The sequence below is a fragment of the Tenacibaculum sp. Cn5-46 genome (assembly GCF_022347705.1).
GTDB lineage: Bacteria > Bacteroidota > Bacteroidia > Flavobacteriales > Flavobacteriaceae > Polaribacter > Polaribacter aiptasiae.
In genome coordinates, this window is the sequence record NZ_JAKRGD010000005.1 from 214,765 (window position 1) to 228,279 (window position 13,515).

General features: G+C 34.0%; 13 protein-coding genes and 5 tRNA genes. All 18 read right to left on the reverse strand.

Annotation, left to right across the window (positions count from 1 at the left end):
- Positions 1-73: 73 nt before the first annotated feature.
- The gene (gene rpoB, locus MHN29_RS11650; RefSeq protein WP_150900596.1) at positions 74-3,886 is read right to left on the reverse strand and encodes a DNA-directed RNA polymerase subunit beta; all 3,813 of its coding nucleotides are present in this window, start codon (positions 3,884-3,886) and stop codon (positions 74-76) included.
- A 235-nt stretch (positions 3,887-4,121) separates the two neighbouring features.
- The gene (gene rplL / locus MHN29_RS11655; RefSeq protein ID WP_150900595.1) at positions 4,122-4,493 is read right to left on the reverse strand and encodes a 50S ribosomal protein L7/L12; all 372 of its coding nucleotides are present in this window, start codon (positions 4,491-4,493) and stop codon (positions 4,122-4,124) included.
- A gap of 50 nt (positions 4,494-4,543) precedes the next feature.
- Positions 4,544-5,059 carry a 50S ribosomal protein L10 gene (gene rplJ, locus MHN29_RS11660; RefSeq protein ID WP_150900593.1) on the reverse strand — a complete coding sequence of 172 codons (516 nt, stop codon included), beginning with the start codon at positions 5,057-5,059 and terminating at the stop codon, positions 4,544-4,546.
- Between the two features lie 21 nt (positions 5,060-5,080).
- Entirely contained in the window at positions 5,081-5,770 is a 690-nt protein-coding gene (rplA, locus tag MHN29_RS11665; RefSeq protein WP_150900591.1) for a 50S ribosomal protein L1, read from the reverse strand.
- Between the two features lie 20 nt (positions 5,771-5,790).
- Positions 5,791-6,228: a 50S ribosomal protein L11 gene (rplK, locus tag MHN29_RS11670; RefSeq protein ID WP_150900589.1), complete on the reverse strand. Its 438-nt coding sequence runs from the start codon at positions 6,226-6,228 to the stop codon at positions 5,791-5,793.
- Positions 6,229-6,294: 66 nt separating this feature from the next.
- On the reverse strand, positions 6,295-6,849 hold the full coding sequence (gene nusG / locus MHN29_RS11675) for a transcription termination/antitermination protein NusG (RefSeq protein ID WP_150900588.1): 555 nt from the start codon (positions 6,847-6,849) through the stop codon (positions 6,295-6,297).
- Positions 6,850-6,865: 16 nt separating this feature from the next.
- Positions 6,866-7,060 carry a preprotein translocase subunit SecE gene (secE, locus tag MHN29_RS11680; RefSeq protein ID WP_235275833.1) on the reverse strand — a complete coding sequence of 65 codons (195 nt, stop codon included), beginning with the start codon at positions 7,058-7,060 and terminating at the stop codon, positions 6,866-6,868.
- Between the two features lie 56 nt (positions 7,061-7,116).
- Positions 7,117-7,189: transfer RNA gene (locus MHN29_RS11685), tRNA-Trp, on the reverse strand.
- A 69-nt stretch (positions 7,190-7,258) separates the two neighbouring features.
- Positions 7,259-8,446, reverse strand: coding sequence for an elongation factor Tu (gene tuf, locus MHN29_RS11690; protein WP_150900585.1), 1,188 nt, complete (start codon positions 8,444-8,446; stop codon positions 7,259-7,261).
- A gap of 77 nt (positions 8,447-8,523) precedes the next feature.
- Positions 8,524-8,596, reverse strand: a tRNA-Thr gene (locus tag MHN29_RS11695).
- A gap of 12 nt (positions 8,597-8,608) precedes the next feature.
- A tRNA-Gly gene (locus MHN29_RS11700) sits at positions 8,609-8,681 on the reverse strand.
- Between the two features lie 67 nt (positions 8,682-8,748).
- Positions 8,749-8,831, reverse strand: a tRNA-Tyr gene (locus MHN29_RS11705).
- A 42-nt stretch (positions 8,832-8,873) separates the two neighbouring features.
- Positions 8,874-8,947, reverse strand: a tRNA-Thr gene (locus MHN29_RS11710).
- Positions 8,948-9,044: 97 nt separating this feature from the next.
- Positions 9,045-9,353 (reverse strand): HPF/RaiA family ribosome-associated protein, encoded by a 309-nt coding sequence (locus MHN29_RS11715; RefSeq protein ID WP_235275834.1) that lies wholly within the window; start codon positions 9,351-9,353, stop codon positions 9,045-9,047.
- Positions 9,354-9,365: 12 nt separating this feature from the next.
- The gene (locus MHN29_RS11720; RefSeq protein WP_235275835.1) at positions 9,366-10,253 is read right to left on the reverse strand and encodes a tyrosine-type recombinase/integrase; all 888 of its coding nucleotides are present in this window, start codon (positions 10,251-10,253) and stop codon (positions 9,366-9,368) included.
- Positions 10,254-10,336: 83 nt separating this feature from the next.
- Positions 10,337-10,534, reverse strand: coding sequence for a 30S ribosomal protein S21 (gene rpsU, locus MHN29_RS11725; RefSeq protein WP_150900580.1), 198 nt, complete (start codon positions 10,532-10,534; stop codon positions 10,337-10,339).
- 94 nt (positions 10,535-10,628) lie between these two features.
- Positions 10,629-12,011 (reverse strand): alpha-amylase, encoded by a 1,383-nt coding sequence (locus MHN29_RS11730; protein ID WP_235275836.1) that lies wholly within the window; start codon positions 12,009-12,011, stop codon positions 10,629-10,631.
- A gap of 322 nt (positions 12,012-12,333) precedes the next feature.
- Positions 12,334-13,500 carry an acyl-CoA dehydrogenase family protein gene (locus tag MHN29_RS11735; RefSeq protein ID WP_235275854.1) on the reverse strand — a complete coding sequence of 389 codons (1,167 nt, stop codon included), beginning with the start codon at positions 13,498-13,500 and terminating at the stop codon, positions 12,334-12,336.
- Positions 13,501-13,515: the final 15 nt, after the last annotated feature.

The following is a 13,515-nucleotide window of genomic DNA, read 5'->3' on the forward strand; positions in this document are numbered from 1 at the left end:
TCTTTAAGACGTATATTTAAAATGATTTATCATTAGGTAGAAAACATCCTACCTAATGATATTTCACTGTTTATTATTCCTCTAATTTAACGTCTAATCCTAAACCTTTCAGTTCGTGCATTAATACATTAAATGATTCTGGTAATCCTGGTTCTGGCATAGATTCACCCTTAACAATACTTTCGTATGTTTTAGCTCTACCTAATACGTCATCCGATTTTACAGTTAAGATTTCTCTTAAGATACTTGATGCACCATATGCTTCAAGTGCCCAAACCTCCATCTCTCCGAAACGTTGACCTCCAAATTGTGCCTTACCTCCTAATGGTTGTTGTGTAATTAATGAGTAAGGTCCAATAGAACGCGCGTGCATCTTATCTTCAATCATGTGACCTAACTTAATCATATAAATTATACCCACTGTTGCTGGCTGATCGAAACGTTTTCCTGTACCTCCATCATATAAGTATGTATGTCCGTAACGAGGAATACCTGCTTGATCTGTTAAATCATTAATCTCGTTAATATTTGCACCATCAAAAATTGGTGTTGCATATTTTTGACCTAATTTTTCTCCAGCCCAACCAAGAACTGTTTCATAAATCTGACCAATATTCATACGAGATGGTACCCCTAATGGATTTAATACTATATCTACTGGTGTTCCGTCTTCTAAGAAAGGCATATCTTCTTGACGTACAATACGTGCTACAATACCTTTATTTCCGTGACGTCCTGCCATCTTATCTCCTACTTTTAACTTACGTTTTTTAGCTACGTAAATTTTTGCAAGCTTTAAGATTCCTGCTGGTAACTCGTCTCCTACTGAAATTGTAAATTTCTCACGACGTAAAACTCCTTGTAAATCGTTTACTTTAATCTTATAGTTGTGTACTAATTCTACAACTAACTTGTTTAAGTCTTTATCTGTAGTCCAAGTACCGTGTAAATGTGTAAAATCTTCTACTGAATTTAACATTTTTTGAGTAAACTTCTTACCTTTTGGTAATACTTCTTCTCCTAAATCGTTAAATACACCTTGTGAAGTTTTACCAGTAATTAAAGCAAATAACTTCTCTACTAATCTATCTTTTAATCCTTCAAACTTAGATACGTAAGATGCTTCTAAAGTTGCAATAGCTTCTTTATCTCTAGCACGCTTATTCTTATCTTTTACTGCACGTTTGAATAATTTTTTATTAATTACTACTCCTCTTAATGAAGGTGAAGCTTTTAATGATGCATCTTTTACATCTCCTGCTTTATCTCCAAAAATAGCACGTAATAACTTTTCTTCTGGTGTTGGATCAGATTCTCCTTTTGGTGTAATCTTACCAATTAAAATATCACCTGGATTTACTTCTGCTCCAATACGAATCATTCCATTTTCATCTAAGTCTTTAGTAGCCTCTTCTGAAACATTTGGAATATCGTTTGTTAATTCTTCTGCTCCTAATTTAGTATCACGAACATCTAATGAATATTCATCGATATGGATAGAAGTAAAGATATCTTCACGAACAACTTTTTCTGAAATCACAATCGCATCCTCAAAGTTATACCCTTTCCAAGGCATGAAGGCTACTTTCATGTTTCTTCCTAAAGCTAATTCTCCTTTTTGTGTTGCATAACCTTCACAAAGTACTTGTCCTTCTTCAACTCTATCTCCAACTTTTACAATTGGCTTTAAGTTAATGTTAGTACCTTGGTTAGTTTTTCTAAACTTAATTAAGTTATAAGTGATTTCATCTGAATCGAAGCTTACCATTTGCTCTTCTTCAGTTCTATCATACTTAATAGTTATTTTATTTGCATCAACATACTCAACAACTCCAGCTCCTTCTGCATTGATTAAGATACGAGAATCTTTTGCTACTCTACGCTCTAATCCTGTACCTACAATTGGAGATTCTGGACGTAATAATGGAACTGCTTGACGCATCATGTTCGATCCCATTAACGCACGGTTGGCATCATCATGCTCTAAGAAAGGAATTAACGATGCTGATATAGAAGCAATTTGATTTGGTGCAACATCCATGTAGTCTACTTCGTTTGGAGTAACTACTGGGAAATCTCCACCTTCACGTGAAATTACTTTATCTTCAACAAAATCTCCTTGCTCATCAATTTTTAAGTTAGATTGAGCAAACTTCATTCCTTCTTCTTCTTCAGCACTTAAGTAAACATGCTCTTGCTTTAAATCAATGTTTCCATCAACTACCTTTTTATAAGGTGTTTCGATAAAACCAAGATTATTAACTTTTGCAAATACTGCTAAAGATGAAATTAATCCAATATTCGGTCCCTCTGGAGTTTCAATTGGACATAAACGACCATAGTGTGTATAGTGAACATCACGAACCTCGAATCCTGCTCTTTCTCTAGATAAACCTCCAGGTCCTAAAGCTGATAAACGACGTTTGTGAGTAATCTCTGCTAATGGATTTGTTTGATCCATAAACTGAGATAATTGGTTCGTACCAAAGAATGAATTAATTACTGAAGATAATGTCTTCGCATTAATTAAATCAATTGGAGTAAATACCTCGTTATCACGTACGTTCATTCTTTCACGAATTGTACGAGCCATACGAGCTAAACCAACACCGAACTGTCCAGCTAATTGCTCTCCTACAGTTCTTACACGACGGTTTGATAAGTGATCAATATCATCTACTTCTGCTTTTGAATTAATTAACTCAATTAAGTATTTGATAATTGTAATAATATCGTTTTTAGTTAATACCTTTTGATCTATATCTTCATTAAGACCTAATTTGGTATTCATTCTAAAACGTCCTACTTCTCCTAAACTATAACGTTGCTCTGAGAAGAATAATTTTTCAATAATTCCTCTTGCTGTTTCCTCATCTGGCGGTTCAGCATTACGTAATTGTCTATATACATGCTCTACTGCCTCTTTCTCTGAGTTTGTAGGATCTTTTTGTAATGTATTATGAATGATTGCATAATCTGCCATGTCATTATCTACCTTATGTAATAAGATAGTTTTTGCACCTGCATCGATTATTTCATCAATGTGTTCTTTCTCTATAATTGTATCACGGTCGAAAACAATTTCGTTACGTTCAATAGATACTACTTCTCCTGTATCTTCATCTACGAAATCCTCATGCCAAGTTTTTAATACTCTTGCTGCTAATTTACGCCCTAATACTTTCTTTAATCCTGCTTTAGAAACTTTTACTTCTTCCGCTAAATCAAAGATCTCTAATATATCTTTATCTCTTTCAAAACCTATGGCTCTGAATAACGTTGTTACTGGTAATTTTTTCTTTCTATCAATATAAGCATACATTACTTGATTGATATCTGTTGCAAATTCTATCCAAGATCCTTTAAAAGGAATAACTCTTGCTGAGTATAACTTGGTTCCGTTTGCGTGGAAAGACTGTCCAAAGAACACCCCTGGTGAACGGTGTAATTGAGACACTACAACTCTTTCTGCTCCATTAATAATGAAAGTTCCAGAATTAGTCATATAAGGAATAGTACCTAAATATACATCTTGAACTATCGTTTCGAAATCTTCGTGTTCAGGATCGGTACAATAAAGCTTTAACCTTGCTTTTAAAGGTACACTATGTGTTAAACCTCTTTCAATACATTCTTGGATGCTATATCTTGGAGGATCTACAAAGTAGTCTAAAAATTCTAATACAAATTGATTACGAGTGTCTGTAATCGGAAAGTTATCCATAAAGGTTTTGTATAAACCTTCTTCACCTCGCTCATCGGCTTTGGTTTGCAATTGGAAAAAGTCTTGGAAAGACTTCACCTGAATATCTAGAAAATCTGGATAATCAGTTCCTAACTGCGATGATGCAAAGTTAATTCTTTCAGTAGTGTTTATCGTTGCCAAAAGAGATGCTATTTTTAAATTAAAAATATTATTTTTTGAAACTTATCTGTTTCAATAATGCAATTTTAATTGCTTTTGATGGTTAAAAACCAACACTTTATAGTCGTAAAATCACAATTTTAAATTGTGATAAATAAAGAACGAATATATACACAAAATGGTTTAGGACTAAAAACATACGTTTCTAGTACCTAAACCTTAATTGTTTTTTCCCGTTTTAATTCGGGAGTATAGCTTACTTAAGCTCTACCTCAGCTCCTGCTTCTTCTAAAGACTTCTTAAGACCTTCTGCCTCATCTTTAGATACTGCTTCTTTGATTGGTGCTGGAGCGCTATCAACGATTGCTTTAGCATCTTTTAATCCTAATCCAGTTAATTCTTTAACTAACTTTACAACTGCTAATTTAGAACCTCCTGCTGCTTTTAAGATCACATCGAATTCAGTTTTTTCCTCTGCTGCATCACCTCCTGCTGCTGGACCTGCTACTGCTACTGCTGCTGCTGCTGGCTCAATACCATACTCTTCTTTTAAGATAGTAGCTAAATCATTAACTTCTTTTACTGTTAAGTTAACTAATTGTTCTGCGAAATCTTTTAAATCTGCCATTTTAATTGTTTTTTGAAATTTTATTTATTTTAGTTTATTAGTGCGCGTAATTATTTTTCAGATAACGTTGTAAGAATACCTGAAAGTTTGTTTCCACCTGATTGTAAAGCTGAAACAACATTTTTAGCTGGAGATTGTAATAATCCAATGATATCTCCAATAAGCTCTTCTCTAGATTTGATGTTAACAAGAGCATCTAATTGGTCATCTCCAATGTAAACTGCCTCTTCAACAAAAGCTCCTTTTAATAAAGGCTTATCTGATTTTTTTCTGAACTCTTTTATAACTTTTGCTGGTGCATTTGCAGCTTCAGCAATCATTATAGAAGTATTACCTTTTAAAACACTTTGTAAGTCTCCAAAATCTTTATCTGAAGCTTCCATTGCTTTAGCAAGCATTGTGTTCTTTACAACAGCCAATTTAACGTTAGCTTTAAAACAAGCTCTACGTAAGTTAGATGTAGTTACTGCATCTAATCCAGAAATATCTGCTAAATAGATAGTACCAGTATCTCCTAATTGTGCTGTTAAATCTTCTATTACTTGTAATTTGTCTTCTCTAGTCATAATTAAAAAGTTTTAACTGCCTTATGATACAGATTTTTCATCTACAGCAACACTAGGACTCATAGTAGAAGACATAAAAATACTCTTAATATAAGCACCTTTAGCAGCTGTTGGCTTTAATTTAATTAATGTTTGTATTAACTCATTTGCATTTTCTTCAATCTTCTTAGCATCAAAAGATACTTTTCCAATTGCAGCATGTACAATACCAGTTTTATCAACTTTAAAGTCAATTTTACCAGCTTTTACTTCTTGTACTGCTTTTGCAACATCCATAGTTACTGTTCCTGTCTTTGGGTTTGGCATTAAACCTCTTGGTCCTAAAATACGACCTAAAGGACCTAATTTACCCATAACGCTAGGCATTGTAATAATAACGTCAACATCAGTCCAACCTCCTTTAATTTTTTGAAGGTACTCATCTAATCCAACATAATCAGCACCAGCTTCTTTTGCTTCTGCTTCCTTATCTGGAGTAACTAATGCTAATACTTTTACGTCTTTTCCTGTTCCGTGTGGTAATGTAACAACTCCACGTACCATTTGATTAGCTTTACGAGGATCTACTCCTAAACGTACTGCTAAATCTACAGATGCGTCAAATTTTACATTTGTAATTTCTTTAACTAAAGCTGATGCATCTCCTAAGCTATAAACTTTAGATCTATCTATCTTAGCACGAGCTTCCTTTTGCTTTTTAGTAATTGCCATTTCTAAATATCTTTTAAAGTTTAAGCAGGTGCATCACCTGTTACTGTTAATCCCATAGAACGAGCAGTTCCAGCAATCATTCTCATTGCAGACTCAACTTCAAATGCATTTAAATCAGGCATTTTGTCTTCTGCAATTCCACGAATCTGATCCCAAGAAACGCTTGCTACTTTTTTCCTATTAGGTTCTCCTGAACCTTTCTTAATTTTGGCCGCTTCTAATAATTGTACTGCAGCTGGTGGTGTTTTTACAACAAACTCGAAAGATTTGTCTGTATAAACTGTAATCACTACAGGTAATACTTTACCTTGCTTGTCCTGTGTACGAGCATTAAACTGCTTACAGAACTCCATGATATTAACCCCGGCAGCACCTAAAGCGGGTCCAACTGGTGGCGACGGATTCGCAGCACCTCCCCTAACTTGTAGTTTAACTAATTTACTTACTTCTTTTGCCATTGTTTAAGATTTAATCAAGATATTTAAATTGGAAGCTTTAAATACCTCTAAATATAGGTGTAACAATTATATTTTCTCTACTTGCATGTAATTTAGCTCTAATGGTGTTTTTCTTCCGAAAATCTTCACCATTACTTCTAATTTACGTTTTTCCTCATTAACTTTTTCAACTGTTCCGTCAAATCCATTAAAAGGACCGTCGATTACTTTTACAGTTTCTCCAACTGAATAAGGAATTGCGACATTTTCATCTCTAACAGAAAGTTCATCAACTTTACCTAACATTCTGTTTACTTCCGATTTACGCATTGGCACAGGCTCTCCTCCTTTTGTTTCACCTAAAAAACCAATAACTCCAGTTACTGATTTAATTACGTGAGGAACCTCCCCTGCTAAGTTAGCTTCAACCATTACATATCCTGGAAAATAAACTCTTTCTCTATTTATTTTCTTTCCGTTTCTTACTTGAATAACTTTCTCTGTTGGGACTATTACTTGATTAACATAATCCGATAATCCAAAACGAGCAATTTCAGTCTCAATATAAGTTTTAACCTTATTTTCTTGACCTCCAACAGCTCTTACAACATACCACTTCATTACTGAATTATCTGCCGCCATAATCTAAAAATTATATCTAGTTAAATTGGTTAAAGAACCAGTCTAATCCAGTGTGAAAAAATTTATCAATACCTGCTACTGCTAAAGCAAAAACAATTGTAAATGCAGCAACCACTACAGTTGACTTTTGAGCTTCTTCACGAGATGACCAAGTCATATTTGTATTTAATTCTTCAAAAGAATCCTTGATGTATTGTATAAATTTATTCATGTTTTTATCCTTTTAACGAGCTACAGTATTTAAACCGTAACTCGCTTTGATTTTTGCACGGATTGAGGGACTCGAACCCCCGACACCTGGTTTTGGAGACCAGTGCTCTACCAACTGAGCTAAACCCGTATTTCATTTTGAAAGGAGCCTCTCTATTTAAAGAGACTCCTTTTTTTTATGCTGTAAACTAACTATTAATTAGTCTAAAATTTCAGTTACCTGACCTGCACCTACTGTTCTACCTCCTTCACGGATTGCGAACTGTAAACCAATGTTTAATGCAATTGGTTGGATTAAATCAACTGTAATAGTTAAGTTATCTCCTGGCATTACCATCTCTACTCCATCAGGTAAGTTAATGTTACCAGTTACGTCAGTTGTACGTACGTAGAATTGTGGACGGTAGTTATTATGGAATGGAGTGTGACGTCCACCTTCTTCTTTCTTTAAAACGTATACCTCAGCTTTAAATTTAGCGTGTGGAGTTACTGAACCTGGCTTACAGATTACCATACCTCTCTTGATATCTTCCTTAGCAATACCTCTTAATAAGATACCTGCGTTATCTCCAGCCTCACCTCTATCTAAGATTTGACGGAACATTTCAATACCAGTTACTGTAGAAGTTAACTTCTCAGAACCCATACCGATAATCTCTACTGGATCTCCAGAATTGATGATTCCTGTTTCAATACGACCAGTAGCAACAGTACCACGACCTGTAATTGAGAATACATCCTCGATTGGCATTAAGAAATCTTTTTCAGTATCTCTTGGTGGCTCTTCAATCCAAGTATCAACAGCTTCCATTAATTCTAAAACTGTATCAACCCACTTTTGCTCTCCATTTAAAGCTCCTAAAGCAGAACCAGCAACAACAGGACCGTTATCTCCATCGTACTCATAGAAAGATAATAAGTCTCTAACTTCCATCTCTACTAACTCTAATAACTCCTCATCATCAACCATATCAACTTTGTTTAAGAAAACAACGATACGTGGAATACCTACCTGACGTCCTAATAAGATGTGCTCACGAGTTTGCGGCATTGGACCATCTGTTGCAGCTACTACTAAGATAGCTCCATCCATTTGAGCAGCACCAGTTACCATGTTCTTTACATAATCGGCGTGACCTGGACAATCTACGTGCGCGTAGTGACGGTTTGCAGTTGCATACTCTACGTGAGAAGAGTTAATTGTTATACCTCTTTCTTTTTCTTCTGGAGCGTTATCGATTTGATCAAAAGCTCTTTGTTCAGAAAATCCTGCATCAGCTAATACTTTAGTAATTGCAGCAGTTAAAGTAGTTTTACCGTGATCTACGTGACCAATAGTACCAACATTTAAATGCGGTTTCGAACGATCATAAGTTCCTTTTGCCATGATTATTAATTTTAATTCTTAGTTAAATATATTTAGTGTTATTTTAAAACTCTTTTAAACTCTTTTCACTAAAAAAGAGCCAATGACCGGATTTGAACCGGTGACCTCATCCCTACCAAGGATGCGCTCTACCAACTGAGCTACACCGGCTTGGAATTTTAGAGCGAGAGACCGGGTTCGAACCGGCGACATTCAGCTTGGAAGGCTGACGCTCTACCAACTGAGCTACTCTCGCCTATTTAAAACCGCTAATTTAATAATTAAACCTAGATTTAAAAATCATTTTTTCAGTTTTAAAAAAGTGGGGAGAGCAGGATTCGAACCTGCGAAGTCGTAAGACAACGGAGTTACAGTCCGTCCCATTTGGCCGCTCTGGAATCTCCCCAAGATTTTCAATAAAATCTTATCCGTTTTGTTTAAGAACTTGAGCCGATGAAGGGACTCGAACCCCCGACCTGCTGATTACAAATCAGCTGCTCTAGCCAGCTGAGCTACATCGGCAATTGTTATAAAAAAACAATCCGCTATTTCTAACGGACTGCAAATGTATAAAGTAATTTTTAATTTTTAAAACTTTTTTGAAATATTTTTTATCTTTTTATGAAACCAATGAATCTCTATGTTTTTCTTTTGATTTTTTCAGGCTTCTTTTTAATGATTCAATCGCAATGCTGACACCCTCTTCAAAGGTTTTTGTTTGTTTTTTTACCATCAACTCATTCCCGGGAATGTTTATTTTAATTTCTGATATTTTATTTTCCTTTTCACTAGTATTTTGAACTTTTAAAAAAACTTCTACGTCTACTATTTTATCATGAAACCTTTCTAAACCTCCTACTTTCTTTTCTATGTAACTTATCAACTTCTTATCTGCTGTAAAGTTTACTGACTGCGTGAATACTTTCATAATTTTCAATCTTTAATTAGGCTCCCTAGGGTGAGCACTGTTATATACTTTCTTTATTTGCTCCAAGTTATTGTGCGTATAAACTTGAGTGGAGGCTAAACTTGAATGCCCTAGTAATTCTTTAACCGAATCTAATGACGCACCATTATTAAGTAAATGTGTAGCAAAAGCATGCCTCAAGATATGCGGGCTTTTTTTTGCTTTAGTTGACACCCTACTAAAGTACGCATTTATTATTCGGTAAACAAGAGTTTCATAAATTTTAACTCCCTTTTTGGTTATCAAAAGTTCAGCTACATTTTCCAACTCATAGTCTTTTTTTAAATCAATATACTGATTCAAAGTATCTAACACCGTTGGCAACAACATTATATATCTTTCTTTATTTCTTTTCCCTAAAACCTTTATAACTTTCTTAACAAAATCAACATCTTTCTCTTTTATATTTATTAACTCAGTTCTTCTTACCCCTGTTGAATACAATAACTCCACTATTAAACGATCTCTTATCGATTCAAAATCGGCACCTTCCTTCATAATATTCAAAACTTCTCCCACCTCATTTTGATCAAAAGGTACTTGTATTTTTTTTTGAACTTTTAATGCTTTATGCTTTGCCAAAGGATTTATTTTAACCTCTCCTATTTTTTGTAAAAAAGTATAGAACGTTTTTAAAGAGCTCATTTTTCTATTCACACTCCTATTTGAAATACCTTCATTTATCAAACTCACCATCCAAGGTCTAATTTGATTATAATGAATTTCCGTTAGTTTTTCATCTTCATATTCAACTACACAAAAATCTCTAAAAGCAATTAAATCAGTTTTGTATGCTTGAATTGTATGTTTTGAATACTTTTTCTCATGAGTTAAGTATTCTAGAAAAGCTTCTAATAACATCTGAAAGTTTATTTAAAATAAATGTACAAAAAAACCTGTATCGAAATCAATACAGGTTTTTATATCTTTAAAATAGCTTATTACTAACCTATTTCTTCTTTTGTTCTTAAGCTCTGAACGTAAGATGCTTTTATCTTCTGAGCACGCTTTACAACAGATGGCTTATTAAACTGCTTTCTGTCACGTAATTGTTTTAACGTTTTAGTGTTACTAAATTTACGCTTATAACGTTTTAACGCTCTATCGATATTCTCTCCTTCTTTTACTGGAATAATTAACATTTGTTAGCACCTCCTTTCATTGTAGTCTCTAAATTTATTATTTTAGGACTGCAAAGGTACTGAGTATTTTTTAATTAACCTGCAAAAAATTATTTTATTTTGGAGCCCAAACTGAGTAACTCTTTGGCGGCACTTGTATTTTAACCCACTTTCCTCCTTGTGTTACAGGTTCCCATGAAGAATGTCCAGTATAATCTTTAATTCTAGTATTTGACCAATTGGTTTCTATCCAACGCTCTTGCCAATGATTTGCATTGTTAATATACACTACTAAACCTGCATTATTGTGTCCATTTCTTCTTGCAATGTATTCATCATTGTCAGTATATAAGTTTGTAGTACTTCCACCTGCTAAGTTATTATGTATCCAAATTAAATTATTTAACCTTTCTTTATTTAACCATTCTTCATAATCTCTATAAAACATTGTTGGATACCCTTCATGTGTTAATATATATGCATAGGCTAACATTTTACCTCCATAGATTTCATTAGTATCGTGATTAGTTACAAACGTTACCGCTCTACTCGCATTTCTCTTCCATAACATATCTTCGTTTAACTTATTTAAGTTATTACCATCAAATGCGTCTTTCATTCTATAATAACATGCAAAATCAAATGCACTTGCTTCTGCTTGTCCTGACCACCAATCTAAAGTACCTGCATTTCCATCCCAGTACTCTCCAACTGTAAATCCTCCTACTTCATTTTTCCAATCTTTTACAACCCATGGTTCAAAACCTTTTACATAATCAAAACGCCAACCATCAAATCCCATTACATTTTTATAATACTTTGCAACCGATTCTGGATTTTTCCATAATTCATTTTGTACTCTTACTTGGTGATGTGATAAATCTGGAAAACCTCCAAATACCCCTGTATCATTATTAAAGTTATGATTCGGATGAAAATCGTTATAGTCTCTTATAAATCTTCCTGACATTGGTGTAAACTTAGTCCAATTTGGCTGACCATTAACTGGGTTAACTTCACTTTGTCCTCCACTGTTATGATTTATAACAATATCTGCTATAACACTTAATTTTGCTCCATGTGCTGTTGAAATCAAACTCTTTAATTCATCTTCTGAACCAAACCTTGTTTCAACACTTCCCATTTGATTATACTTTCCGAAATCAAAATAATCGAAAGGATCATAACCCATCGAGAAAGGTCCGTTCTGTGCTTTTGTTGCTGGCGGCAACCAAATAGCATCCATTCCAGCATTACTCCAATCTTGCACTTTACCTTTAACTGTGTTCCACCAATTTCCTCCTGCTGGCACATCCCAGTAAAATGCCTGCATCATTACTCCAGTTCCTATTGGCTTTAACCCTGGTCTTGCTGATGTTTGTATTATTTCTTTTTCTTGTGATTTTACATCTAATTCTTCTGATAATTCTGCTGAACATCCTAAGAAAACTGTTATGATTGGTACAAGGAACCAATGCTTTTTTTGAAGAGTTTTCATTTAATATATTTTTAAATTTGGTTTCAAGTTATACATTGAATTTCAGACCGCGAAATCGTTATAGCTCCGAAATCGTTTTCGTGTTGAAAACTTATTGACTTTTAATTTTTTCACCTCTCAAAAAGTTAATTCCACAAAAAAACCACTCAATAAATGAGTGGTTATTATTTTCTTATCATTTTGGTTTTAAAGTCAATATTTTAAAAAAATAAACTGACTCTTTTAAAAAACAATTAAGTCACTGGCTTATATTCTTTCTTATCGATTACCATTTTTGCGATACTGAATGTATTTTAGCTAAAAAGTTAATCTAAAAACAGTATTAAGTCGCTGGCTTATATTCCTTCTTATCGATTACCATTTTTGCGATAATCTCTTTTAAGATTTCAGAGGTACCACCTCCTATTGGACCTAATCGGCTATCTCTTAATAAACGTGCTAAAGGATACTCTTCCATATAACCATAACCTCCTAATAACTGTAATGCATCATAAATTACTTCATCAGCCATTTTAGTCGATAATAATTTACTCATACTAGCTTCCTTAACCACATAATTACCATCATTAAGTCTCTTTGTAATTGAATAGTTATATTCTTTACACATATCTACTCTACTTGCCATCTCAGCAACTTTATGACGTAATGCTTGGAACTTATCTAATGTTTTTCCAAAAGCTTCTCTTTCGCTCATGTACTGCACAACATAATCTAAAGCATATTCAGCTCTTGCATGAGCATTAACTCCCATCACTAGACGTTCTAAAGCAAAGTGCTGCATAATGTAGGGGAAACCTTTTCCTTCTTCTCCCATTAAATTTTCAGCTGGTATCACTACATTATCAAAAGCTATTTCTGCAGTATCTGATGCTCTCCATCCTAATTTATCTAATTTTGTAGATGATATTCCTGGAGTTTCTCTATCTACAACAAAAATACTCATCCCTTTATGCTTATCTTCTGGATTTGTTTTTGCGGCTACAACTAAGTAATCCGAATACACTCCATTTGTAATAAAGGTTTTTGATCCATTTATCACATAAGTATCTCCATCTTTTATGGCTGTAGTTCTCATTCCTGCCACATCACTTCCTCCAAATGGTTCTGATATACATAAGCATCCTATTTTTTCTCCATCTATACTTGGAGTTAAATATTCTCTCTTAATTCTATCATCTCCTTCTTTATTTAAGTGTGTCATTGCTAAATATGCATGCGCCCACATATTTGCTGCAAAACCTCCTGAGTTTATTTTTTGCAGCTCTTCTAAAAAGATTACGGTATAAAAGAGATCAAGGTTTAATCCTCCATATTCTTCTGGTTGATTTAAACCAAAGTATCCCATTTCTCCGAATTTCTTCCAAATAAAACGTTCAACTGTTCCTTCTTTTTCCCATTTATCTATATAAGGAGAAACCTCCTTTTGTAAAAACTCCTTAAAGCTTTGACGAAATGCCTCGTGTTCTTCAGTAAAATACATACTGTATATATTTTGTTGTTGTTT

Bases quoted from the DNA above. Each gene is read 5' to 3' on its own strand.
- rplL (WP_150900595.1), bottom strand. From the start codon at position 4,493: ATGGCAGATTTAAAAGATTTCGCAGAACAATTAGTTAACTTAACAGTA.
- rplJ (WP_150900593.1), bottom strand. From the start codon at position 5,059: ATGACTAGAGAAGACAAATTACAAGTAATAGAAGATTTAACAGCACAA.
- rplA (WP_150900591.1), bottom strand. From the start codon at position 5,770: ATGGCAATTACTAAAAAGCAAAAGGAAGCTCGTGCTAAGATAGATAGA.
- rplK (WP_150900589.1), bottom strand. From the start codon at position 6,228: ATGGCAAAAGAAGTAAGTAAATTAGTTAAACTACAAGTTAGGGGAGGT.
- nusG (WP_150900588.1), bottom strand. From the start codon at position 6,849: ATGGCGGCAGATAATTCAGTAATGAAGTGGTATGTTGTAAGAGCTGTT.
- secE (WP_235275833.1), bottom strand. From the start codon at position 7,060: ATGAATAAATTTATACAATACATCAAGGATTCTTTTGAAGAATTAAAT.
- tuf (WP_150900585.1), bottom strand. From the start codon at position 8,446: ATGGCAAAAGGAACTTATGATCGTTCGAAACCGCATTTAAATGTTGGT.
- MHN29_RS11715 (WP_235275834.1), bottom strand. From the start codon at position 9,353: ATGAAAGTATTCACGCAGTCAGTAAACTTTACAGCAGATAAGAAGTTG.
- MHN29_RS11720 (WP_235275835.1), bottom strand. From the start codon at position 10,253: ATGTTATTAGAAGCTTTTCTAGAATACTTAACTCATGAGAAAAAGTAT.
- rpsU (WP_150900580.1), bottom strand. From the start codon at position 10,534: ATGTTAATTATTCCAGTAAAAGAAGGAGAGAATATCGATAGAGCGTTA.
- MHN29_RS11730 (WP_235275836.1), bottom strand. From the start codon at position 12,011: ATGAAAACTCTTCAAAAAAAGCATTGGTTCCTTGTACCAATCATAACA.